At 49.3% G+C, this 23,367-nt stretch carries 19 protein-coding genes and 1 tRNA gene; 15 read left to right on the forward strand and 5 right to left on the reverse strand.

What is annotated here, in order from left to right:
• Positions 1 to 128: 128 nt before the first annotated feature.
• The 5 genes from ACFSUS_RS00465 (at position 129) to kdpA (ACFSUS_RS00485) (ending at position 6,389) form a co-directional block, all read left to right on the forward strand.
• Positions 129 to 617 carry a ferritin-like domain-containing protein gene (locus ACFSUS_RS00465; RefSeq protein WP_381517532.1) on the forward strand — a complete coding sequence of 163 codons (489 nt, stop codon included), beginning with the start codon at positions 129 to 131 and terminating at the stop codon, positions 615 to 617.
• Between the two features lie 171 nt (positions 618 to 788).
• Positions 789 to 2,144 (forward strand): sigma-54-dependent transcriptional regulator, encoded by a 1,356-nt coding sequence (locus ACFSUS_RS00470; RefSeq protein ID WP_381517534.1) that lies wholly within the window; start codon positions 789 to 791, stop codon positions 2,142 to 2,144.
• Between the two features lie 141 nt (positions 2,145 to 2,285).
• Positions 2,286 to 4,250, forward strand: coding sequence for a KUP/HAK/KT family potassium transporter (locus tag ACFSUS_RS00475; RefSeq protein WP_381517536.1), 1,965 nt, complete (start codon positions 2,286 to 2,288; stop codon positions 4,248 to 4,250).
• Between the two features lie 297 nt (positions 4,251 to 4,547).
• The gene (locus ACFSUS_RS00480) at positions 4,548 to 4,628 is read left to right on the forward strand and encodes a potassium-transporting ATPase subunit F (RefSeq protein WP_381519141.1); all 81 of its coding nucleotides are present in this window, start codon (positions 4,548 to 4,550) and stop codon (positions 4,626 to 4,628) included.
• A gap of 45 nt (positions 4,629 to 4,673) precedes the next feature.
• Complete coding sequence (kdpA, locus tag ACFSUS_RS00485; protein ID WP_381517539.1) at positions 4,674 to 6,389, forward strand: potassium-transporting ATPase subunit KdpA; 1,716 nt, start codon at positions 4,674 to 4,676, stop codon at positions 6,387 to 6,389.
• On the opposite strand, the gene ACFSUS_RS00490 is transcribed toward kdpA (ACFSUS_RS00485), so the two are convergent.
• Both ACFSUS_RS00490 and ACFSUS_RS00495 read right to left on the reverse strand, forming a co-directional pair.
• Positions 6,376 to 6,735 carry a toxin-antitoxin system TumE family protein gene (locus ACFSUS_RS00490; protein WP_381517541.1) on the reverse strand — a complete coding sequence of 120 codons (360 nt, stop codon included), beginning with the start codon at positions 6,733 to 6,735 and terminating at the stop codon, positions 6,376 to 6,378. The genes kdpA (ACFSUS_RS00485) and ACFSUS_RS00490 overlap by 14 nt on opposite strands.
• The gene (locus ACFSUS_RS00495; RefSeq protein WP_381517544.1) at positions 6,722 to 7,033 is read right to left on the reverse strand and encodes a hypothetical protein; all 312 of its coding nucleotides are present in this window, start codon (positions 7,031 to 7,033) and stop codon (positions 6,722 to 6,724) included. The genes ACFSUS_RS00490 and ACFSUS_RS00495 overlap by 14 nt, the downstream gene beginning before the upstream one ends.
• A 31-nt stretch (positions 7,034 to 7,064) precedes the next feature.
• On the opposite strand from ACFSUS_RS00495, the gene kdpB reads away from it, so the two are divergent.
• The 6 genes from kdpB to ACFSUS_RS00525 all read left to right on the forward strand — a co-directional run bounded on the left by kdpB (position 7,065) and on the right by ACFSUS_RS00525 (position 15,929).
• Complete coding sequence (gene kdpB / locus ACFSUS_RS00500; RefSeq protein WP_381517547.1) at positions 7,065 to 9,176, forward strand: potassium-transporting ATPase subunit KdpB; 2,112 nt, start codon at positions 7,065 to 7,067, stop codon at positions 9,174 to 9,176.
• A gap of 123 nt (positions 9,177 to 9,299) precedes the next feature.
• A complete protein-coding gene (locus tag ACFSUS_RS00505) occupies positions 9,300 to 9,863 on the forward strand; it encodes a K(+)-transporting ATPase subunit C (protein WP_381517550.1) in 564 nt (187 codons plus the stop codon).
• 60 nt (positions 9,864 to 9,923) lie between these two features.
• Positions 9,924 to 11,618 (forward strand): potassium-transporting ATPase subunit KdpA, encoded by a 1,695-nt coding sequence (kdpA, locus tag ACFSUS_RS00510; RefSeq protein ID WP_381517553.1) that lies wholly within the window; start codon positions 9,924 to 9,926, stop codon positions 11,616 to 11,618.
• A gap of 153 nt (positions 11,619 to 11,771) precedes the next feature.
• Positions 11,772 to 12,923: a porin gene (locus tag ACFSUS_RS00515; RefSeq protein WP_381517555.1), complete on the forward strand. Its 1,152-nt coding sequence runs from the start codon at positions 11,772 to 11,774 to the stop codon at positions 12,921 to 12,923.
• A gap of 106 nt (positions 12,924 to 13,029) precedes the next feature.
• Positions 13,030 to 14,160 carry a sensor protein KdpD gene (locus ACFSUS_RS00520; RefSeq protein WP_381517558.1) on the forward strand — a complete coding sequence of 377 codons (1,131 nt, stop codon included), beginning with the start codon at positions 13,030 to 13,032 and terminating at the stop codon, positions 14,158 to 14,160.
• A gap of 2 nt (positions 14,161 to 14,162) precedes the next feature.
• Complete coding sequence (locus ACFSUS_RS00525) at positions 14,163 to 15,929, forward strand: ATP-binding protein (protein ID WP_381517561.1); 1,767 nt, start codon at positions 14,163 to 14,165, stop codon at positions 15,927 to 15,929.
• A gap of 321 nt (positions 15,930 to 16,250) precedes the next feature.
• On the opposite strand, the gene ACFSUS_RS00530 is transcribed toward ACFSUS_RS00525, so the two are convergent.
• The gene (locus ACFSUS_RS00530) at positions 16,251 to 17,153 is read right to left on the reverse strand and encodes a histone deacetylase family protein (RefSeq protein ID WP_381517564.1); all 903 of its coding nucleotides are present in this window, start codon (positions 17,151 to 17,153) and stop codon (positions 16,251 to 16,253) included.
• Between the two features lie 228 nt (positions 17,154 to 17,381).
• Here ACFSUS_RS00530 and ACFSUS_RS00535 point away from each other — a divergent pair, with 228 nt between their 5' ends.
• The 3 genes from ACFSUS_RS00535 to ACFSUS_RS00545 all read left to right on the forward strand — a co-directional run bounded on the left by ACFSUS_RS00535 (position 17,382) and on the right by ACFSUS_RS00545 (position 19,087).
• Positions 17,382 to 18,131 carry an SDR family oxidoreductase gene (locus ACFSUS_RS00535; protein WP_381517567.1) on the forward strand — a complete coding sequence of 250 codons (750 nt, stop codon included), beginning with the start codon at positions 17,382 to 17,384 and terminating at the stop codon, positions 18,129 to 18,131.
• A gap of 63 nt (positions 18,132 to 18,194) precedes the next feature.
• Positions 18,195 to 18,635 carry a hypothetical protein gene (locus ACFSUS_RS00540; protein ID WP_381517570.1) on the forward strand — a complete coding sequence of 147 codons (441 nt, stop codon included), beginning with the start codon at positions 18,195 to 18,197 and terminating at the stop codon, positions 18,633 to 18,635.
• 113 nt (positions 18,636 to 18,748) lie between these two features.
• Positions 18,749 to 19,087, forward strand: coding sequence for a hypothetical protein (locus ACFSUS_RS00545; protein WP_381517573.1), 339 nt, complete (start codon positions 18,749 to 18,751; stop codon positions 19,085 to 19,087).
• A 110-nt stretch (positions 19,088 to 19,197) separates the two neighbouring features.
• Here ACFSUS_RS00545 and ACFSUS_RS00550 read toward each other — a convergent pair whose 3' ends face one another.
• Both ACFSUS_RS00550 and ACFSUS_RS00555 read right to left on the reverse strand, forming a co-directional pair.
• Positions 19,198 to 19,995 carry a YciE/YciF ferroxidase family protein gene (locus ACFSUS_RS00550; protein ID WP_381517576.1) on the reverse strand — a complete coding sequence of 266 codons (798 nt, stop codon included), beginning with the start codon at positions 19,993 to 19,995 and terminating at the stop codon, positions 19,198 to 19,200.
• Between the two features lie 453 nt (positions 19,996 to 20,448).
• A tRNA-Glu gene (locus tag ACFSUS_RS00555) sits at positions 20,449 to 20,520 on the reverse strand.
• Between the two features lie 183 nt (positions 20,521 to 20,703).
• Here ACFSUS_RS00555 and ACFSUS_RS00560 point away from each other — a divergent pair.
• Positions 20,704 to 23,295, forward strand: coding sequence for a M14 family metallopeptidase (locus ACFSUS_RS00560; protein ID WP_381517578.1), 2,592 nt, complete (start codon positions 20,704 to 20,706; stop codon positions 23,293 to 23,295).
• Positions 23,296 to 23,367 lie beyond the last annotated feature (72 nt).

Below are 23,367 nucleotides of genomic sequence, written 5' to 3' on the forward strand. Positions count from 1 at the left end.
TTTTTTTACGCCCACATCATCGGTTTCATCAAATTTTTCTAAACAATGGATTTCTTCCTTGGGTTAAACTTACGAAAGTCTATTAATCTATAGACTAAATAAAAACCCAATAAAACCATAGCATTGTTATGAAAACAATGGAAGAATTCATGGAGCACACGATCCAGGATCTGTACTCTGCTGAGCAACAAGCGCTTGAAGCTATGCCACAATTGGCCCAACGCGTGCAAAACGAGCAACTACGCCAGGCCTTTGAAACGCATCAGCGCGAAACCGAGCAGCAGGTACAACGGCTGGAGCAGATTGCGCAGCAAATGGGCATCGATCCAGAAGGAGAAACCTGTATGGCTATGCAAGGTTTAATTGAAGAAGCCCAGGATTTGCTATCTCAGCTGGAAGATGGCCAGCTAGCCGATGCCGCCATTATTGGTGCAGCCCAGAAGATGGAACACTATGAAATTGCCGCCTATGGCACAGCCCGGACGCTGGCTCAGCAAGCAGGCCAAAACCAGGCCGCTGACCTATTTGAGCAAACATTGAAAGAAGAAAAGTCAACAGACGAAAAACTGACTATGATTGCCACTCAAGGTGTTAACCAGCAGGCAGCTCAGTCATAATAAGCATAAACCGATTGAACAAACAATGCGTGGCTAACCGGTCACGCATTGTTTGTTTTTAAGTACGTAGTCAAAAATAGTCATGAAATGGTCAACAGTCTTACTGATCATGACCAATTCATGACAATACCTGACTATTTTTGACCATGTACTTACTCCATTGCTGCACTAATGCCCGCTACGATCCTCCTTATTGATGACGAACCCCGACTCCGCCAGTTGCTGGCTCGCATTCTTCAGTTAGAAGGGTACACAGTCCTGGAAGCCGAAACAGCCCGCGCTGGCTTGAAAACACTCGAACGAGAGGAGGTTCAGCTGGTGATCAGCGACGTTAAACTGCCCGATAAAAACGGTATTGACCTCTCGGGGCAGATTAAACAACTTTACCCAGCTACGGAAGTGATTGTCCTGACTGCTTACGGCACGATTGCCGATGGAGTTTCTGCCATTAAAAACGGGGCGTTTGACTACATCACGAAGGGCGATGACAATGATAAAATAATTCCCCTAGTCAGCCGCGCCGTCGAGAAAGCGAACTTACAATTCCGGATTAAGCAGCTCGAAGAGCAGGTGAGTCGGCGGTATGGGTTTGAACGCATTGTGGGTAAATCAAAAGCCATTCAGCAAGCCATTGACCTGGCCCGTAAAGTCGCGGTAACCGATACGACCGTGTTGCTGACAGGCGAAACCGGTACGGGTAAAGAAGTATTTGCCCAGGCCATTCATCAGGCTAGTCGACGGCAGCAGGGCCCGTTTGTCGCAATCAATTGTGGGGCACTAGGAAAAGACATTCTCGAAAGCGAACTATTCGGTCACCGCGCCGGTGCCTTTACCGGCGCCAATCGCGACCAGAAAGGGCTGTTTGCGGAAGCTGATAAGGGCACCATTTTTCTGGACGAGATTGGCGAAATGCCGCTAGACTTACAGGCCAAGCTGTTACGTGTATTGGAAACGCACGAATTTTTGCGCGTTGGCGATACTAAACCCACCAAAACAGATGTTCGGGTAGTTGCTGCTACCAACCGGGGCCTCGAACAAGAAGCCAATGCCGGTCATTTTCGGTTGGATTTATATTACCGCTTATCGGTATTTAAGATTGAGCTTCCTCCCCTACGCGACCGACGCGACGACATCCCTGACTTAGCCGAGCAATTTGCCCGGCAGGATGCGGCCAAGATTGGTAAACGTGATATTCGACTCAGCCCTGCCTTCGTGCAGAAACTTCAGCAGAATCCCTGGAAGGGTAATATTCGTGAATTGAAAAATATCATCGAGCGTGCCGTAATTCTGGCCGATTCGCCGGAATTAACTCCTGATCTTTTACCTTACGATCCGGCCTGGGGAGTTACGCAGCATGGCCTCACCGTTGCTGATGAAACCGCCCTGGATTTGGAAACTGTGGAGCGACAACATATCCGACGGGTATTACGGCACACAAACGGCAATAAAACAGAAGCCGCCCGGTTGTTAGGCATTGGTTTAACAAGTTTATACCGTAAACTAGGTGAGATGGACGCACTAACTTGATTTCCGACAGGATTTACAGGATTAGATAACTTAACACAATCCTGTAAATCCTAAATCCTGTTCATCTTGTCAAAATGCCCTCGTCAAGCCTATCTAAAAGCATCATTTTCAACCTACAGCTAGTCATTCATTAGTTTGCCCATGTCTACACACTCTTCGCTCAATAAAGTCTCCGCACAAGGTCTACTAGTGGCCATTGGGATCGTCTTTGGCGATATTGGCACTTCTCCTTTGTATACGTTGTCGGCGGTCATGCGCGGCAAAGATTTGTCAGAAACCCTGATTCTTGGGACATTATCCTGTGTGTTCTGGACGCTCACGCTTCAGACAACCATTAAATATGTAATCATTACGCTACGGGCAGATAATAATGGCGAGGGTGGCATTTTCTCGCTTTACACATTAGTTCGGCGGTTTACGGGACGCTGGTTGATGTACCCAGCCATCATTGGCGGCTCATTCCTGTTGGCCGACGGATTGATTACTCCACCTATTTCGGTTTCATCGGCCATCGAAGGCCTGCTTATTTTCAAACCTGATCTGGATACAGTTCCAATCGTAATTGCCATTCTGATTGCTTTATTTATCAGTCAGCAGTTCGGGACACAATGGCTGGGACGATTGTTTGGTCCTATCATGCTGGTATGGTTTACGTTTATCGGCATCATTGGTTTCCTCGCCCTGCTGCATAATCCGGGGGTTCTAAAAGCCGTTAATCCTGTCTGGGCTGCCCGGCTGCTAACCCAGTATCCGGGTGGTTTCTGGTTGCTAGGTGGTGTGTTTCTCTGTACAACCGGGGCCGAAGCGCTCTACTCTGACATGGGGCACTGTGGCCGGGGTAATATCCGCGTTAGCTGGATTTACGTTAAGCTGACGTTGATACTTTCTTATGCCGGTCAATCGGCCTGGCTCATGCAACACGTTGGGCAGCGCTTAGATGAAACCAGTCCGTTCTACCACATTGTACCGGCTTCTATCTTAGTATTCAGCATTGGATTAGCTACCCTGGCGACGATTATTGCCAGCCAGGCCCTCATTAGTGGCGCCTTTACGTTGGTAGGCGAGGCTATGCGGCTCGATTTATGGCCACGGCAGCGAGTGGTGTACCCAACCAATGTGCAGGGGCAGCTCTACGTACCTTTTATCAACTGGGGGCTAATGGTCGGTTGTATTCTGATTGTGCTTCACTTTCGAGAGTCGAAAAATATGGAAGCCGCCTTTGGCCTGGCCGTTACGCTCACGATGCTGATGTCTACTATTCTGATGAGTACTTACCTACGCGTGAAACGATTTTCTCCCCTACTCACCATATTGACTACGGGCGTGTTCCTGGCCGTTGAAACCACCTTTCTGTCGGCTAACCTGGTTAAGTTTGAAGAAGGTGGCTGGATATCCGTAACACTCGGACTGATGCTCATGGCTTTGATGCTGTTCTGGCAGCGGGGCGAGGCCATTAAAGCGCAACTTACCCGTTATGATTCCTTACCTGATAACCTGCCTATTCTCAAGCAGCTAAGCAATGATCTGGACATACCCAAGTTTGCAACGCATCTGGTCTACTTAACCCGAGCTAACGACTACCGGACCATTGAATCGGAAACACTGTATTCCATCCTGAATCGTGCTCCGAAACGAGCCGAAATGTACTGGTTCATTCACGTTTGCGTGGAAGACGAACCTTATGTCATGCGCTACAAGGTAGATACACTGGCGCACGAAGACGCTTATTTCGTAACGTTTTATCTGGGCTTCCGCGTTGAACCACGTATTAACTTCCTGTTCCGGATTGTGGTTGAAGACATGGTGAGAAACAGTGAAATAAGCATTGATAGCCGTTATCGATCGCTACAAACGCATCGCGTACCAGGCGACTTTAGGTTTGTGCTGTTCCGTAGTTTTCTGTCCTACGAAAACGACTTGCCCATTGGCCAGCAGCTGATCATGAAAGGGTATTTCTTACTGAAGAATATTGCCTTATCGGCGCAGGCAGCGTATGGATTAGACACAAGTAATGTGGTGGTCGAAGACGTTCCGCTGGTGCTAGCCACCCCAAAATCAATTCGGCTGGAACGCGTACCTTCTAAGTTGAAACAGCCGACCAGTTAATTTCTCGTCAGCTTACCATAATGGAAAGCCAACCCTACCAAAATGGAAGGGTTGGCTTTTTGGGTTTCTATGAAACTAAAGTATTTTACAATTTATAGCGCTGATATAAAGCAATTTACGGACAAATAAACTTATAAAGCAACGATTGGAATACTTCTTGGCATAGAGTGATCTGACAAACACTTACAACCAAATCTTCGCATGGGTACTGTCCTGCTTCTAATTGTCTCGGCTCTTCTTTGCTTCGCCGTTTTCTACAAAGCCATTGAGTGGTTCGAGAAAATTTAACTACTAACTATGCTAACGCTTCTGTTTATCGTCTCCCTGCTGGTATTCGCCTACATGCTGTACGTGTTGATTAGGCCAGAGAAATTTTAACTACCCACGGTCCGGCATACTGGCGGACGTCTCACTAAACAAATCATGACTACTGAATTTCTGGGCGTTGTTGTAATGTACGTCCTAACGGTGCTGCTGGCCATCCCACTGGGCAGGTTCATTGCCAAAGTATTTAAGAATGAGCCAAATGCATTCGACTTTATGGCTCCGCTGGAGCGACTTATTTACCGCATTGGGGGCGTTGACCCTAACCGCGACATGCACTGGAAAGAGAACCTGGTGGCTTTATTAACCATCAACCTCGTCTGGTTCGTATACGCGTTTATCCTGCTGATGACGCAGGGAAGCCTTCCGCTGAATCCGGACGGTAACCCGTCGCAAACGGCAGATCTGGCGTTCAATACGGCCATCAGCTTTATGGTCAACTGTAACCTGCAACACTACTCGGGCGAATCGGGGCTGACCTACCTCACACAGTTGGGTGTTGTTACGTTCCTGCAGTTTGTGTCGGCGGCTACGGGTATTGCTTCGCTGGTGTTGATTGTTCGGTCTTTTTTACCCCAAACCACAGACCAATCAGGCAATTTCTACGTGTTTTTCGTCAAATCGCTAACGCGTATTTTGCTGCCATTTAGCTTGGTCATTGCGATTATTCTGGCGTTTAACGGTTCGCCGGCCAGCTTCGATGGCAAGGACACGGTTATCACCATGCAGGGAGACACGGTGGGCGTGTCGCGTGGACCGGCGGCCGGCATGATTGCCATTAAGCACCTGGGCACCAACGGGGGTGGCTGGTTTGGCGCTAACTCAGCGCACCCACTGGAAAACCCGAACTACCTGACCAACATGGTTGAGATGATCGCGCAGGTGCTTCTCCCAATCGCCATGCTGTTTGCCTTAGGATTCCTGATTAATCGGCGCAAGTTTACCTGGGTGGTGTACGGTGTAATGACCATCGGGATGCTCTGTCTGCTGATTCCGACTCTTGTCACAGAAGTGCATGGTAACCCGGCGATTGCTCAGCTGGGCGTTTCGCAACCAACCGGGGCCATGGAAGGCAAAGAAGTGCGATTTGGTCCGCTGGCCTCAGCCTATTGGAGCATCGTCACGACAATTATCTCAACGGGTTCGGTCAACTCCATGCACGATAGCTCGATGGCACTTTCGGGCACCATGGAACTGCTGGGTATGATGACCAACGCCTTCTACGGCGGCTGCGGGGTCGGCTTTCTGAACTACTACTATTACCTGATCATTGCCGTATTTATTTCGGGCCTGATGGTTGGGCGGACGCCAGAATTTTTCGGACGCAAGGTAGAAGCCCGCGAAATCAAGATTGCCTCACTGGTAGCGCTGCTCAGCACGTTACTGGCAAAAGGCGGTACGGCTCTGGCAGCTTATTTGTTCGTTACGTATGGCGATGCGGATTGGGCAGTAAAACCCTCAGCGTGGTTGAACAACCCCGGCTTCCACGGTTTTTCGGAGATGTTGTACGAGTTCACGTCATCCAACGCCAACAATGGTTCCGGCTTTGAAGGACTGGGCGACAATAACTTCTTCTGGAATTTCTCGACGGGTCTTGTCATGATTCTGGGCCGTTTCATTCCGATCATCGGTCCGGTGGCTATTGCGGGTCTGCTCGCTCAGAAGAAATACGTACCCGAATCATCGGGAACGCTGCCCACCGATAACGGAACTTTTGGGCTGATGACCTTCGCCGTCATTATCATTATCACGGCATTATCGTTCTTCCCAGCCCTGGCTTTGGGTCCGCTAGCGGAGTATTTCAGTTTGAAGTAGCGAGTTGTCGACTGATGTGTTGGAGGACTTTCTCCAGTGTCATAGGTTCTGAAGGCAGTACATTTTCTTCGGAGCCGACGTGCTGATGGTGGGGTGGAACAGATTGCGTATGGCGTTCGTGAGCATTATCCCAACGAGCTATTAACACATTGTCTGCGGTTTGCCATTGATAGGAGTATTCATGCCATTCAAGCACCGGGAGATGGTTTTCTCGAACATGTAAGATAGTGCCATTGATAAGTGTAACCTTCAATCTAAAATGAAACAGATCAGGGCGTTGCTTGACTTGGATAACTTCTTGGCCGGAAATCATTTCCAGATACAGCGTAAGGTCAGGAAGCTGCATTGGAAGGGAGTAGTTGAGCCAAGCGCTTTTCGAGGATACGCAGTTGAGCTATCTCCGCTGACCAATCCATGCTATCATCTTCGCGCTCGAAAAGGTCAAACGTCTTAAGCGAAAAAAATTGATTCTTAAACTGCTCATAGTTCATGCCATACTTGCGCTCGAAAACGTCAATGGCGTCTAAACTGACCTTAATTTCTTCTAGTAAAGAATCTCTCAGTTTCTGAGCAGCAAAGTCATAAACGGATTTAAAGCCAATCTGCTGAACAGCTAATTCAATAGCAGCTTGCTGTACGGTCATAACAAATAACATTTTTTCAAAGATACCAAAAATGGCAAAGCAACAATCCCCATCTCTGTTCCAGGGTGAACTGGTGGGAACAGCAATAAAAGAATCATTCACGAAACTCAACCCGGCTGTCCTAATTAAGAACCCAGTGATGTTTACGGTTGAAATCGGCACGGTGATTATGCTGCTGGTGACGATCTACATCGCGCTGTCGGGTGATACATCGCAGGGGAGCCTGGGATATAATATCACGATTACACTCATTTTATTGGTGACGATTCTGTTCGCCAATTTCGCCGAGGCTATTGCCGAAGCGCGGGGTAAAGCACAGGCCGAATCGTTACGCAAAACGCGGCAGGAAACCCCGGCAAAGGTCATCCGTCCGGTAGGCAATTACACCCTGGACGAGATACAAACGATTCCCTCATCGCAACTCAAAAAAGGCGATGTGTTCGTTTGCGAAACGGGCGACATCATCCCGACCGACGGCGAAATCATTGAAGGCCTGGCAACCATTGACGAGTCGGCCATTACGGGCGAATCGGCGCCGGTAATTCGCGAAGCCGGTGGTGACCGGTCTTCGGTGACGGGTGGTACGAAAGTCTTGTCGGACAAGATCAAAGTGTTGGTAACGACCCAACCTGGTGAATCGTTTCTCGACAAAATGATTGCACTCGTTGAAGGAGCCAGTCGTCAGAAAACACCGAATGAGATTGCGCTGACCATTTTGCTGGCCGGTTTCACCCTAATATTCATCATCGTATGTGTGGCCTTACAACCGTTCGCTACGTATGCTAACACGCCGATCACGATTGCGGCTTTGATATCGCTTTTCGTTTGTCTGATTCCGACGACCATTGGTGGGCTGCTGTCAGCCATCGGTATTGCCGGTATGGACCGCGCTTTACGGGCCAACGTCATTGCAAAATCAGGTCGGGCGGTCGAAACGGCGGGTGATATTGACACCTTGCTGCTGGACAAAACGGGTACGATCACGATTGGCAATCGGAAGGCAACTAACTTCTACCCGGCTCCGGGCGTCAACCAGGCCGATATGATTCGGGCGAGTGCGCTGAGTTCGTTGGCCGACGAGACACCAGAAGGAAAATCCATTGTTGAATTAGCTGGTACGGATGTTACGCGTAACCTTTCAACGACTGGTGCCACACTGATTAAGTTTACGGCTGAAACGCGTTCGAGCGGTATCGACCTGCCGATTCGAGGCAGTTCAAAGAGTCGGGCCATAGATGGTCAGGTTATCAGCGAACAGGCGATGGACGTAATTCGCATCCGAAAAGGGGCAACCGACTCGATCCGAAACATCGTAACGCGGGCGGGCAATTCCTTTCCTGAATCGGTAACTGAGCAGGCTAACAAAATCGCGGCCAATGGCGGTACGCCCCTGGTCGTAGCCGAAAACGAGCAGGTTAAGGGGGTTATTGAGCTACAGGATATCATTAAGCCCGGCATCTCGGAACGGTTTGATCGTCTGCGTAAGATGGGCGTAAAAACGGTGATGGTCACGGGCGACAACCCCTTGACAGCGAAGTTTATTGCGGGCAAAGCAGGGGTGGATGATTTTATCGCCGAAGCGAAGCCAGAGGATAAAATGAACTACATCCGGCACGAGCAGCAGAGCGGTAAGCTGGTAGCTATGATGGGCGACGGTACCAACGATGCCCCCGCACTGGCCCAGGCTGACGTAGGGGTAGCCATGAACTCGGGGACACAAGCCGCAAAAGAAGCCGGTAACATGGTGGATTTGGATAATGACCCAACCAAACTGATTGAGGTGGTCGAAATTGGTAAGCAGTTGCTGATCACTCGTGGTACGCTGACAACGTTCTCAATTGCTAACGACGTAGCCAAATACTTTGCCATTGTTCCGGCTTTGTTCGTGGCGTCGATTCCGTCGCTGCAGAAGATCAACCTAATGGGGCTGCACAGTCCCGAATCGGCGATTTTGTCAGCGGTGATTTTCAACGCAATCATTATCCCGATGCTGATTCCGTTGGCGTTACGTGGGGTTGAGTACAAGCCCATCGGGGCCAGTGCGCTGCTCCGCCGGAACCTGTTCATCTATGGCTTCGGCGGTCTGGTTGCTCCCTTCATTGGGATCAAACTAATCGACTTACTAGTAGGCTTATTTGTGTAGATGACCTCACCCCAACCCCTCTCCTAAAACAGGAGAGGAGCTAGAAAACGACCGAGTCTTCACCCCTCTCCTAAAACAGGAGAGGGGCCGGGGGTGAGGTAAATAACAAAACATAACAAAACAATGACAACTCATATTGGACCGGCCCTGCGCCTGACTCTTGTCCTGATTATTATAACCGCCGTGATTTATCCGCTTGTGGTGGCAGGTATTGCCAAGTTGGCACCGGGAGGTGGTGAAGGAGTAAAAATAGAAGCTAAAGGCAGAGTAGTTGGCTATGCAGCCATTGGCCAGGCTTTCACTGAAGATCGCTACTTTAATAGCCGTCCATCGGCCGTCGATTACAATGCTGCTGGATCAGCCGGGTCAAACAAAGGACCTAGCAATCCTGATTACCTGAAAACGGTACAAGCGCGGATTGATACGTTTCTGGTGCATAACCCAGGCGTCAACAAAGCTGATATTCCGGCTGAACTGGTAACGGCTTCAGGTTCGGGTTTAGACCCTGATCTATCGCCCGAAGCCGCTAAGATTCAGGTGGCACGCATTGCTAAAGTGCGTAACCTGCCCGCCGACCGGTTGAAACAGTTAGTCGATGAGCATACTGAAGGACCTTTGCTGGGCATTTTTGGCCCGTCGAAAGTAAACGTTCTGAAACTGAATATAGCGCTGGATGAACTGAAATAAAAACCGGACTCGGGTGTCCGGTTCCTGAGCCGGACACCAGGGCTCAGGAACTAACACTACATGAGTACAGAGATAATTGGGCTAATACTGCTCTTTGGTCTGGCAGTAGGATTGGCGATTCTTTGCGGACGCTACCTAAGCCATGTGTTTAAAGGAGAAGCGAGTTTGCTGGATTTTCTGGCCCCACTCGACCGCTTGCTTTACCGGCTTACAGGGATTGATCCCAAAGTGCCGATGACATGGCAACAATATGCCGGGGCGATGGTAACGATCAACGGCGTCTGGCTGGTTTACGGGCTTATCCTGTTGATGGTGCAGGCCAGTATCCCGGTCTGGAATCAGGGCAAAATTCCCTCCATGGAGTGGACGCTGGCGCTGAATACAGCGATCAGCTTTCTGACGAGTACGAATTTGCAGCACTATTCCGGCGAAAGCGGGGCCACTTACTTTACCCAGATGGCCGTAGTAACGTTCTTACAATTCGTATCGGCAGGAACAAGTCTGGCAGTGGGTGTAGCGGTGGTTAGGTCATTACAGAGCGATACCAGCACAAGCGTAGGCAACTTTTACCAGGATTTTATTCTGTCCATCACGCGGGTGTTTTTGCCATTGTCGCTCCTAGGAGCGGTGTTGCTTCTGTTTACGGGGGTTCCAATGAATTTTGCTCCTTATCAGGTCATAAAAACATTACAGGGGGTCGAGCAAACCGTGGCCCAGGGACCCGTGGCGGCTATGTTGCCCATTAAGCACCTCGGCTCAAATGGCGGAGGTTTTTTTGGGGCAAACACTGCGCACCCATTCGAGAATCCGAATATGGTCAGCTACATCATTAACCTGATCAACGTGTTTCTGCTGCCAATGGCATTTGTCTGCTTTGTCGGGTACTTTCTGAACCGTCGGAAGTTGGGCATCATCCTGTTTACCATCATGACCGGTTGCTGGCTGGCGCTGACGATTCCGATTATAAGCCAGGAAATGGCCGGTAACGAAGCTATTAGTCAACTGGGCATCAATCAGTCGGCAGGGAGCCTGGAAGGAAAAGAAATGCGGTTTGGTACGTTAGCGTCCGCCTTCTGGTGTGGCGTAAACATTGTGATTCCAGCAGGTACGCTCACCTCCATGCACGACAGTTATACCCCCCTTTCGGGAGTGTTCATGCTGCTGGGGATGCAGTTAGATACATTCTACGGCGGAGTGGGTACGGGCTTTCTGTATATGTTTCTGTACATCATCATCGCCATTTTTATTGGTAGTCTGATGATTGGCCGAACACCGGAGCTACTGGGGAAAAAAGTGGGCATACCCGAGATTCAGATTGCCTCGTTTGTGATTGTCATACTGCCGCTGCTTTATCTGGGCGCTACTGGTATAGCCGTATACATTCAGAATACTCATCCGGATATTGGCTGGCTAAGCAACAGAAATTACCACGGTTTTACGACCATGCTTTACGAATACGTTTCGTCGGCGGCTGGCAACGGCTCTGGCTTTGAGGGGTTAGGCGATAACACGCCGTTCTGGAATCTGTCGACGGCCGTGGTCATGTTCTTTGGTCGGTTTATTCCGATTCTTGGTCCACTGGCTATTGGGGGTATCTTGTTTGAAAAACGCTTTGTGCCGCCCACAGCGGGTGTGTTACCAACCGAGTCGTACACATTCGGTTTGTTATTAACCGCCGTCATTATAATCATTGGTGCGCTGTGTTTCTTTCCTGCACTGGCTATGGGGCCAATCGCGGAGTACCTGACCCAATGAACACTTTATCGGTTTCTGGTATAAACGAAACGATCAGCAGTAGAACGCGGGTGAAACCCCCGATTGCTGACTTAAAAAGCGGGTTTCACCCGCGGTACTGTAAGTCTATGGTGCCAATAGTGAATAATTGAAATTTACAACAAAACCATAAACATGAATAAATTTTTTATCACATCGGCTTTTCTTACCGGTGTTATCACATCTACGTTCGCACAAACTACGGATACAACAACGACCTCCGCGCCTACACAAGCCCCAACTATTGCTACGCCCGCTTCGGGCTTAACCTTATCGGGCTATATCGAAGCGTATTATTCACACGATTTCACGGCTCCTAAAACAGCCCAGGAGCGTCCTGGCTTTCTGTATAATCACAAGCGAAATCGGGAGGTCAACATCAATCTAGCGTTTGTCAAAGCCGCTTATACAAGCGAAAGGGTGCGCGGTAACCTGGCCATTCAAGTGGGTACGTATCCGCAGTACAACTATGCCGCTGAACAGGACTTAGTCAAAAACATTTTTGAAGCGAATGCCGGGGTTAAACTGAGCAAAACGCGCGACCTGTGGCTCGATGCGGGTATTTTCTCGTCGCACATTGGCTTTGAAAGCGCCATCTCGAAAGATTGCTGGACGTTAACCCGAAGTATTCTGGCCGAAAATTCACCTTATTACTTGTCCGGTGCAAAACTGACTTATAATACATCGAATGGAAAATGGACTTTATTAGGCTCGGTGCTAAACGGCTGGCAGCGCATCACCAAACTACCCGGCTATAGCGGCCCATCGTTTAGTACGCAGGTTCAGTACCGCCCCTCGTCGAAGCTAACGCTGAACTGGAGTTCCTTCCTGGGCTCGGACCGGCCGGATTCGCTCAAGCAGGGACGTTTCTTTAACAACTTTTACGCCATCATCAACCCAGCGGGTAAGTTTGGCGTAACGTTAGGCTTTGACATTGGCTCCGACCGCAAACCAATTGTCAGTGGCGACCGGCGTGTAGGCAATGGTAGTTACGTGTGGTATTCGCCCGTTGTGATTGCCCGCCTGGCAACGAGTGACCGCAGCTACCTGGCTGGCCGGATTGAGTATTACGACGATAAAAATGGAGTCATCATCGGGACCGGAACGCCTAATGGCTTCCAGACCTGGGGATACTCGCTAAATTACGATTACAAAATCTTGCCGAATGCGCTGTTCCGGATTGAGGGGCGCGTATTTGATAGTAAAGACGCCATCTTTGAAGCTAAAAATAATTCAGTTAGTCGGACAAATACCTCGCTTACAACTAGTTTAGCTATTAGTTTCTAACTTTTATGTCACAGAGATTCAAGGAGGAAGGGAGATACGCGAAGATTACCTATATAGTGTGCATATATCTCCATGTCACCTCCGAGCGTCTCTGTGTTTCAATCTTATGACAACCGATAACCGCGACCAATCTGCTGAACATTTTCTCCGGCTCATCCAGCAATCACGCCGGGGTAAATTCAAGGTGTATATTGGTATGAGCGCGGGCGTAGGCAAGTCATACCGGATGTTACAGGAAGCCCATAGTTTGCTTCGCGGTGGCATCGACGTTAGAATCGGGTTTATTGAAACCCATAACCGGGTTGAAACCGCTGCGCTGGTGGATGGTTTGCCAATCATCCCCCGGCGCAAACTGTTTTACAAAGGACGCGAGCTGGATGAGATGGATGTTCAGGCGGTCATTAATGCGCACCCCGAACTGGTCATTGTTGACGAACTGGCTCATACCAACATTCCTGGCTCGAAGAATGAAAAACGCTGGCAGGACGTACTGGAAATTCTAGACGCGGGCATCAACGTAATTAGTGCTGTTAATATTCAGCACATTGAAAGCCTTTATGACGAAGTGCGCGAAATCACGGGCGTAGACGTGACCGAGCGCGTACCGGATCGGGTGCTGCAACTGGCCGACGAGGTAGTGAACATTGACCTGACCGCCGATGAACTCATTACGCGCCTGAAAGATGGAAAAATTTACGACAAAGCGAAGGTCGAGATGGCCATGCAGAACTTCTTCCAGACCGACAAAATTCTGCAGTTGCGTGAACTGGCGTTACGGGAAGTAGCTACGGCCGTCGAACGTAAGATTGAAATATCGTTGCCACCCGGTACGCAGTCGAAGGCCGAGCGCTTTTTGGCCGCTATTAGTTCAAATCACGAAATTGCCCGGCGTGTCATTCGCAAGACAGCCCGGTTGGCTGCTTATTACAACTCGCGTTGGTACGTACTTTATGTGCAAACGCCCGGTGAGGATTCGGACCGGATTAAACTCGATGTGCAACGACACCTTATCAATAACCTTAAATTAGCGACCGAACTTGGTGCCGAAGTGATTCAGGTTAAAAGCCATGGCATTGTAGATAGCATTGTGCAGGAGGCCGAAAAACGTAAGATTACAACAATTTGCATCGGCAAACCTCATTTAAGTCTGATTCAGATCATCATCCGGACAAACGCCTTTAACCAATTGTTGAATAAGTTATCGGGGTCTGACATCGACCTAATTATACTGTCGTAATTATGACCATAAAAGCCAAAATATCGTCTGCCCTAGCGTTCATGTTTGTTATCATTCTGGCATTGGGAGGCCTGGGCGCTTACTATCTGAATCAACTATCCAACGACTCGCAGGCGATCTTGAAAGATAATTACATCTCTCTGGAATACGCCAGCAATATGCAAAAGGCCTTGTCGGTAATAGGCACTGATCCCGACGCTCTCAATGATTTCGACACAACCCTCAAGAAACAGGAAAACAACGTAACCGAAGTAGGTGAGCAGGAAGCTACCTCTACGCTTCGGCGTGAGTTCAATCGGTTACGTACTACACCTAACGACCTCGCCACGATCGGCCGCATGCGGCAAGTACTATTCCAATTAGATGATCTTAATCGGCAAGCCATTGTTCGCAAAAACGAAACAGCCAAGCAAACGGCTAAAGATGCCCTTGTTTGGGTGGCCGCCGTTGGTACATTATGCTTTCTGATTGTCTTTTCTTTCATTATCAACTTTCCTGGTTACGTAGCCAACCCTCTGCGTGAACTTACGCGTGGTATTAAACAAGTGACCAGCCGCAATTTTGAAGAGCGTCTGCACTTTAGTTCTAGCGACGAGTTTGGCGAATTGGCCCGGTCTTTCAACTCAATGGCTCAGAAACTTGACGAGTATGAGCATTCAAATCTGGCGCGGGTGTTATACGAGAAGCGACGCATCGACACGCTGATTCAGATCATGAGCGAAGGCATTATCGGGCTCGATGAGAACCGGCGTATCCTGTTTGCAAATCCCGTCGCTTGTCGGCTATTAGGCGTTAAAGAGTCTGACATAAAGGCCAAGTACGCTCCCGATGTAGCAACCTCAAACGATCTGATGCGGACACTCATTCAGGATATTATGCCGCAGATGCCGGATCAATCGGACAAGGTTGGGCCCGACAAAAGTTCCATCCTGAAAATTTACGACACTGGCGCCGACGGACGTGGTAAGGAAAGTTACTTCAATAAACGAATTCACACGGTAGACGTTACGCGCACTGGTGAAGACCAATCGCAGTTGGCCGGTTATGTCATTGTTTTAGAGAATATCACTTCGTACAAAGAGCTTGACCTGGCCAAAACAAACTTCATCGCTACCGTTTCGCACGAGTTAAAAACGCCTTTGTCGAGTATCAAGATGAGTTTAAAGCTGTTGGAAGACACTCGCATCGGTCAACTCAACGACGAACAGAAGCAATTAATCACCAATGTTCGCGATGATGCCGACCGGCTTTTAAATCTGACGGGTGAGTTACTGAACATGGCCCAGGTTGAATCCGGCCAAATTCAGTTAAACCTGAAACCCGTTGCGCCAGCCGACATCATTCATTACGCTACGAATGCATTGCGGGTCCAGGGCGAACAAAAACACGTCAGCTTCGATACGAATGTGTCAACAAATCTGCCCCACGTGAAAGCCGACCCGGACAAAGCTTCGTGGGTATTAGTGAACTTTCTTTCCAACGCCGTGCGTCACAGCCCCGAAGAAAATCATGTTGAAATCTCGGCGCAACAGTTAAATGGCTTCGTTGAATTCCGCGTCCGGGATCATGGCGCCGGTATCCGACCTGAGCACCAGGATCGGGTCTTCGACCGATATTTTAAGGCACCAGGCCGAAATGGGCAGTCCAGTGGCACCGGGCTCGGCTTGGCCATTTCGAGCGAATTCATTCAAAGCATGAACGGCCAGATTGGCTTAGACACCAACGTAACCGACGGAGCTGCTTTCTACTTCCGGCTTCCGGTGGCGTAGAGTAGCCTGGCTATTGTACCGTGGGTGGAAACCCGCTTTTTAAGTTAACGTGAATAATGGATAGCGAACGATCTAAAACTTTAGTAGTCAATTTATTGTAAAGATATCTTTTGTCATCCCGACGAAAGGAGGGATCTTCTGTCGCCGGACGGAATGGTAGCCTCACCGGAAGATCCCTCCTTTCGTCGGGATGACAAAGAATGCTTGTTTGAGCTTAGAAAACTACCCCATTGTTCACGTTAAGTTAGCAATCGCGGGTTTCACCCGTGATACAGTCGCTACATTATCAGCCTGCATTACCCGGACCAGCAGTACAGACTCTTAAAAAAACAGCTCGTTTGCCACTCGAAATGTGTTACAATGCGCTTCTACAATGTCCGTTAGCCGGGGCGAATAGCCACCGCCCATTGAGACGGCAATGGGCAAGCTTTGTTTGATTGCCTGCTCGAATACGAACGTATCACGTTGCTTACATCCCTCTCGACTTACCCCCAATTTACCTAATCGGTCCGACGCCAGAATATCAACGCCGGATACATAAAACAGAAAATCCGGTTGCTCGCGCTGGATCAGGCCCGGTAGTGTATCGTACAACGTGTTTAAGTAGACATCATCGCCGGTACCGGTCGGCAGCTCAACGTCTAGATCTGACCGTTCTTTTTTAAGCGGATAATTATCTTTACCGTGCATACTGAACGTAAAAACGCGTGGTTCCCGCTGAAACATGACGGCCGTACCGTTCCCCTGATGAACGTCCAGATCAATGACCAAAATCTTCTTCGACTGGCCCGTTGCAAGCAGGTAGTGAGCGGCTACCCCTACGTCATTGAGCATACAAAATCCTTCGCCCCGATCGGGATAAGCATGGTGAGTTCCCCCCGCAACGTTCATGGCGACACCATCCTGCCGCGCTTTCTGCGTACAATCGATAGTACCCTGCGTAATGATCCATTCCCGCTGAATTAATTCGGGCGTCAAGGGAAAGCCAATCCGGCGTACCATCTTCGGATCAACTGTTAGCGTCTTCAATGCCTGGACATACTCGGGGGTGTGAACGCCCAACACCCAATGATCGTCAACAGGTGCTGGACCAAAGAAATTAGCGTCGGTGCAGGTACCTTCGTAAAGAAGCTGCTCATGAATTAACTCATACTTGAGCATAGGAAACCGGTGCCCTTCGGGCAACCGCAGCCGATAAACCGGCGAAAACGCAATCTGAAGCATGGGGTAGTGCGGGTCGTTACAACCTGTACCGTTTGATAAGGATACTGTCTGATAAAACTAGCTTCTCCTTGTTGTGTTCTATCTTTCTCGTTCTTACACCATCGGATAACTATTGTTTTTATTTCAATCGCTTGCCACTAACGGCTTAGCTACTGTTCATCAAATGCTTATGGTTTAACCTATACCCTTACCTATTCATGATTACTTAATACGCTTTATTCAGCTTGTATGAAAACCGCAATTATCACGGGGGGGGGCCAGGGTATCGGCCGGGTTACGACACAATATTTACTGACACACGGCTACCGGGTAGCTGTTTGGGAAGCTGATACCGACGCGCTGGCCGAGCTCCGCGAAGCATTCAAGGCTTCGTCGGCTCAGGTGCTGTTTGTATCGTGTGACGTGTCTAGTGAGGTTAACGTCAAAAAAGCCGCCGAACAGACCATTAGCCATTTTGGGCATATTGACACGCTCATCAACAACGCAGCCATTATGATTGAAAAGCCGCTCGATAAGCTGACGCTCGATGAGTGGAACCGAGTTATTGGAACAAACCTGACCGGAGCCTTTCTGTGCGCTAAACACACTGCGCCGTATCTGGCTGCTCAAAAAGGTAGTATCATCAACATGTGCTCAACCAGGGCCTTTCAATCTGAACCCGATACATTTCCTTACTCAGCCTCAAAAGGTGGAATTTTGGCCTTAACGCACTCACTGGCCGTCAGCTTAGGTCCCGACATACGCGTCAACGCCATCAGTCCCGGCTGGATTGACGTATCAGCCCTGAAGAAAAAAGCCAAAGCAAAACCCGATGAACTCCGTCCTGAAGATCACGAACAGCATCCGGCTGGCCGCGTTGGCCAGGCCGACGATATTGCCCGGATGATTTTGTTCCTGATCGCACCGGAAAATAATTTCATTACAGGTCAGAATTTCATTGTCGACGGTGGTATGACCCGAAAAATGATTTACGTGTAAACGGCGTAAACATCACCTCTCTTTGTCAAGTTTATATTATCTATCTATTATCTCAACTCACTTATGAATATTGAACTCGCTACCGCATCGAAAACATCTCCTCTAGAAGTCCTGGACTTACAAGTCTCATTACGGCCGTCGGCTGGGCGGTCGTTACTGTCGGTGCGTTTCCTATGTCGTAATGAAACCCATGCAAATCATTTGCACATGCCCACATTGTCGTGGTATGATGCGCATCAGTTGCAGCAGTTTTCGCAGGAACTAGCCACAGCACGTTTCCCCGAAACGTGCCAGACCGACCTCACGGAAGCGGGGCTACGACTAACGGGGTCTGTACGGAGGTTAGCTGGTCGGTGGACAACAGGTCGTACCATTAAGGTCGAACCACTTCCATCTGCACCATCCCAGTTTGCACCGTTTACCATCCATGCCTCTCACCTCGACGTTACGACCTACGCCCAGAAACTGTACAACCGGTTATGGGAAGTATTTACGCGGGCTTAGGTAAGTGTAAGCTGGTGATAGGGCACTCCGGGGGCCACGTCCGGGTATTGAAAAATTACGAATACACCCGGTCGTGGCCCCCGAGTGCTGTATCACTAACATACTTAAACGTTATGGAAAATGTAAATCAGGATGCGATGCTCAATGAGCAATCGCAAACATTCCAACCCGACACGGCTGGACCAGCTCAAGTACCAGACCAGGCCGTAACGATGAACCAAGCCTATAATCCGACGGATCTGTCTGGCGATGCAAATGGGATGCCCATGACACCGACTGATGAGGAAGAAGCCGCTACCGGCAACGATGGTACGGGGGCAGTTTCGGGCAGCCCTAATATGGAGAAAGATGTAACCATGTCAAACTTCGGTAACGGCGATACGATGGGGAATAACGACGGTACTGAAAACGATCCCGAAGAAACTGATTATGACAATCGATCAGCGAGTTAAACGTAAGTACCTCTAACACTGCTATGGTGGGCCGTGCTTGCTGTAGCTATAAAAAACCAAAAGCAGCACTCCAGTTGTGGAGTGCTGCTTTTGGTTTGGGCTAATCCTGGCTAGATACCTAAAGACCCCCCCAATGTAGCATCGTTATTTGAATTATAACGCGGAGTCGTTGACCGATCATCGGAGTCTACGGACCCCGAGTTATAATCCGTGTTGCTCGAGGTCTGCGTACCGCTGTACGACTGACCCGACTGGTAAGTCTGCCCGACGCTGCCACTATCGTTGTAGCGAGTGCCATCAGCGTTTACCGTACCGTACTGATCGCGATTTGAGTCAGTATAAGTTGAGTTGTTATCATCACCTTCGCTAGCCGCCCGCTGATTAATGAATGACTCAGCTAATTGGGTGAGCTTTCGGTCTGTGTTCTTCTCTTCTTCGAGCGTTTGCTGTAGAAGCCGGGCAGCATCATTGTAGCCCAGCACTTTTGCCAGCGTCACTACAGAGCCATACGAAGCAATTTCATGGTGCTCTACTTTTTGAGCCGCCATGATCAATCCAGCATCGCGGGTAAGCGAACCAGATTCCGTATTAGCAACGACACGTTCGCCGTCATCAGCGAGGCCATCTATGGCATCGCAAGTACCTTCGGAAGCATCAATACCAATGCTGCTGAAAACCTGCTCTAGGCGAGCAATTTGACTACGGCTTTCGTCCTGATGCTGAAGGAAAGCACTACGTACTTCATCCGTTGTGGCAGCGTCGGCCTGTACGCCTAAAACGTCAACCGCCTGTCTTTCGGCATAGTAGATATCTTGCAGCTCAGTGACAAACAGGCTACGTAGCCCTTCACCTGTATCACTATCATTACCACTGAAAAAATTCGAGATGCGATCTGTTAGGGAAGCCATAATGAATAATGGTTTAAGGTTAATTGATTGATTTCCCCGTCCATTTAGCCAAATCCATGCCAACCACTGATACTGTGTACTTTATACTTTTACAATAAATAATTGTGTTTATATTTTTCCACAGATATTGTAGAGTAATATCAAGAAGCCTCTGTGCCAGTGTGTAGTTACCTTGTGAGATATTTAACGATATAGTAATTCAGGTTGTGATAGAACCCCCAAAGCCCACCATTTCGGATGAGCTTTTTAGGTTTGTTAGTGACCGATACGGGAATCGAATCGCACCGGCGCACCGGCCGTGTTACCGCCCAGTGAAAGGGCGATGGCCTAACCGCTAAACGAATCGGTCGTCTGGTGAGCAAAACAATTGTGGGCTCATTAGCCCACTGTAAACTTAGGTTTTCGGCATAAAAAAAGCCCACCGTTTCGGATGGGCTTTTTTGTTTTTGTTAGTGACCGATACGGGAATCGAACCCGTGTTACCGCCGTGAAAGGGCGATGTCCTAACCGCTAGACGAATCGGCCGTCTTTGTGAAAAGACCCAACGTTTTAGCTTGTTTGCCGCTGCGTTGGCGAATCGTGGTGCAAAGGTAAGGGGATGTTTTAATAATGCAATAGGCACCGCCAAAATTTTTCCCGAAAAAGGGTTCCTGTGTGTTTTACTGCTATTTTTGAGAACATTAGCGTTTTCATTTTTCACCCCTATACATGAAACATTTTTTGCTGCTGGCAGGCTTGGCCGTTACGTCGTTATCAACTTCGGCGCAAACGACCTCTCCCGCATCGACCACCGTACTATCACCCGCTCAATTTTTAGGCTATAAAGTTGGGGAGCGCTACACTCCTCACCACCGTGTTCTGGCTTACGCTGAGCAAGTGGCCCGGCAATTTCCCAATCGCGTCAAGCTTCTCCCCTACGGCACCACCCACGAAGGTCGCCAGCTGATGGCGGTAGTCGTGGCCTCTGAAGCAAACCTGGCTCGGCTCGAAGAAATTCGGACCAACAACCTCAAACGTATTGGCATGCTCGAAGGTCCCGTCGTGGATTCGAAGCCAACCAGCGCTGCTCAACCTCCTATTGCCTGGTTAAGCTATAACGTGCATGGCAATGAGGCCGTCAGTTCAGAAGCGTTCATGGACGTACTCTATCAACTTATGACCCCATCCGATGCCGTCTCACGAAAAATTATGAATACGACCGTTGTCGTGCTCGATCCAGGACTTAATCCGGATGGTCATGATCGGTACGTGAATTGGTACAACCAGATGATGGGACGCGTCGGCGATCCGACCCCTTCGGCTCGGGAGCACAACGAACCCTGGCCGGGCGGTCGATACACGCATTACTTGTTCGACCCCAACCGCGACTGGGCCTGGCAAACGCAGGAAATCACGCAGCAACGGATGGCGCTCTACCAACAATGGATGCCCCAGCTACACGGTGATTTTCATGAAATGGGTTACAACAGCCCTTACTATTTTGCTCCGTCGGCCAAACCTTATCACGAAGATATTACCCCCTACCAACGGCAGTTCCAGCAAACCATTGGTCAGTATTGCAGCCGATATTTTGACAAAAATGGTTGGCTCTACTACACCCGTGAGCGCTTTGACCTGTTTTACCCAAGCTACGGGGATACCTATCCAACCTACAACGGTGCCATTGGTATGACGTTTGAGCAAGGTGGTAACAGTCGGGCTGGCTTAACCATAGAGAAGGAGGATGGGGATACGCTCACGCTTCGGCAACGCATTGACCACCATGTGGCGGCAAGCATGGCTACGCTGGAGTCCGTTGCTGACCGGCCCGCTGAAATTGTCAAGGAGTTTGGTGCATTCTTCGACAAAGCCCGGAACACTCCCGTTGGTACGTATAAAAGCTACGTTATTAAATCAAACGGTGATGCTGGTCGCATTAAAGCTTTACAGCAATTGTTGGAGCGTAATAAAATCAGTTACGGCTATGCGGGTAAGGCGTTGACAACAACGGGCTTTAACTACACCACTCAGAAAAATGAGAAAAACGTGTCGATTGCCGCTGAAGATGTAGTCATCAGTGCTTACCAGCCAAAATCAACGTTACTAAAGATTCTGTTCGAGCCCAATTCATCGCTGGAAGATTCGGCTACCTACGACATTACAGCCTGGTCCCTGCCTTACGCGTTTGGATTGCAAACGTATGGTCTGACAACCCGCATCACCCCATCGAATACACAGCCAGCATCAAGTTCACCGGCGTCAAAGACACTCGCTGCCGGTAATAAAGCCTACGCTTACATCATAAAGTGGCAGTCGCTGCCCGCGGTGCAGACTCTGGCTTCGCTATTGAAACAAAAAGTTAAAGTACGCGCCGTCGAAAAACCGTTTGAACTGGACGGCCAAACATATCCCTCGGGTACGCTGGTCGTTACCCGGGCAGGCAATGAACGCTTCGGCGATCGATTCGACGCTCTTGTGACGCAAGCTGCTACCCAGTCGGGAGCTAGCTTTGTTCCGGTGCAGACGGGTCTCGTCACGAAAGGTTCTGATTTTGGCTCTGATTTCGTTACGGGCCTGAAATCTCCTCGAATTGGCGTTATTGTCGGCGACGGCACCCCACCTCCATCCGCCGGTGAAGTATGGCATTTCTTCGACCAGGAGCTGAACTATCCCGTTACCCTCATTGATGGCAACACGCTGGGTAATGTTGAATGGAATAAGCTGGACGTGCTGGTGCTGCCAACGAACTACAACTATGGGCGGTTTCTGAATGATAAAACGCTGGCTTCCCTCAGGGAATGGGTCCGGGCCGGTGGTAAACTCATTGCCATGGAGCGAGCCACTTCATTTTTAGTCGGGAAAGAAGGCTTCGAATTGAAAGAAAAGGAGCGGTCGGCCGACGCAGGAAAATCGGGCGATAAAGAAAAGAAAGCCAATCCGGCCGATTCGCTTAAGATTTATATCGACCGCGAACGGACAGCCATTTCCGACGAAACACCAGGTAGCATCTACCGTGTTAACATCGACACAACCCACCCGTTAGGATTTGGCCTGACTGGCCCCTATTATACACTGGTGCAAAACGCTTATAATTTTGATTTCCTGAAAGAAGGCTGGAATGTTGGCTATCTGAAAACGGATAATTACGTAGCAGGTTTTTCGGGCAAGAATGCGAAAGATAAGCTAAGGAACACCCTACTGATGGGCGTACAAAACCTAGGCCGTGGTAGCATTGTCTATCTGGCGGATGATCCACTCTTTCGGGGTTTCTGGTATAATGGAAAAATGTTGTTCAGCAATGCCGTTTTTATGGTGCCTTAAGCCCATTACTTACCGATTAATCAGTAAAAGTGCACCAGCCGCCAACTGGTGCACTTTTACTTAAGTATTAAC

This window comes from Spirosoma soli (assembly GCF_042684525.1).
In the GTDB taxonomy this organism is placed as follows: Bacteria; Bacteroidota; Bacteroidia; order Cytophagales; family Spirosomataceae; genus Spirosoma; species Spirosoma soli.

Bases quoted from the DNA above. Each gene is read 5' to 3' on its own strand.
- ACFSUS_RS00465 (WP_381517532.1), top strand. From the start codon at position 129: ATGAAAACAATGGAAGAATTCATGGAGCACACGATCCAGGATCTGTAC.
- ACFSUS_RS00470 (WP_381517534.1), top strand. From the start codon at position 789: ATGCCCGCTACGATCCTCCTTATTGATGACGAACCCCGACTCCGCCAG.
- ACFSUS_RS00475 (WP_381517536.1), top strand. From the start codon at position 2,286: ATGTCTACACACTCTTCGCTCAATAAAGTCTCCGCACAAGGTCTACTA.
- ACFSUS_RS00480 (WP_381519141.1), top strand. From the start codon at position 4,548: ATGCTAACGCTTCTGTTTATCGTCTCCCTGCTGGTATTCGCCTACATG.
- kdpA (WP_381517539.1), top strand. From the start codon at position 4,674: ATGACTACTGAATTTCTGGGCGTTGTTGTAATGTACGTCCTAACGGTG.
- ACFSUS_RS00490 (WP_381517541.1), bottom strand. From the start codon at position 6,735: ATGCAGCTTCCTGACCTTACGCTGTATCTGGAAATGATTTCCGGCCAA.
- ACFSUS_RS00495 (WP_381517544.1), bottom strand. From the start codon at position 7,033: ATGACCGTACAGCAAGCTGCTATTGAATTAGCTGTTCAGCAGATTGGC.
- kdpB (WP_381517547.1), top strand. From the start codon at position 7,065: ATGGCAAAGCAACAATCCCCATCTCTGTTCCAGGGTGAACTGGTGGGA.
- ACFSUS_RS00505 (WP_381517550.1), top strand. From the start codon at position 9,300: ATGACAACTCATATTGGACCGGCCCTGCGCCTGACTCTTGTCCTGATT.
- kdpA (WP_381517553.1), top strand. From the start codon at position 9,924: ATGAGTACAGAGATAATTGGGCTAATACTGCTCTTTGGTCTGGCAGTA.
- ACFSUS_RS00515 (WP_381517555.1), top strand. From the start codon at position 11,772: ATGAATAAATTTTTTATCACATCGGCTTTTCTTACCGGTGTTATCACA.
- ACFSUS_RS00520 (WP_381517558.1), top strand. From the start codon at position 13,030: ATGACAACCGATAACCGCGACCAATCTGCTGAACATTTTCTCCGGCTC.
- ACFSUS_RS00525 (WP_381517561.1), top strand. From the start codon at position 14,163: ATGACCATAAAAGCCAAAATATCGTCTGCCCTAGCGTTCATGTTTGTT.
- ACFSUS_RS00530 (WP_381517564.1), bottom strand. From the start codon at position 17,153: ATGCTTCAGATTGCGTTTTCGCCGGTTTATCGGCTGCGGTTGCCCGAA.
- ACFSUS_RS00535 (WP_381517567.1), top strand. From the start codon at position 17,382: ATGAAAACCGCAATTATCACGGGGGGGGGCCAGGGTATCGGCCGGGTT.
- ACFSUS_RS00540 (WP_381517570.1), top strand. From the start codon at position 18,195: ATGAATATTGAACTCGCTACCGCATCGAAAACATCTCCTCTAGAAGTC.
- ACFSUS_RS00545 (WP_381517573.1), top strand. From the start codon at position 18,749: ATGGAAAATGTAAATCAGGATGCGATGCTCAATGAGCAATCGCAAACA.
- ACFSUS_RS00550 (WP_381517576.1), bottom strand. From the start codon at position 19,995: ATGGCTTCCCTAACAGATCGCATCTCGAATTTTTTCAGTGGTAATGAT.
- ACFSUS_RS00560 (WP_381517578.1), top strand. From the start codon at position 20,704: ATGAAACATTTTTTGCTGCTGGCAGGCTTGGCCGTTACGTCGTTATCA.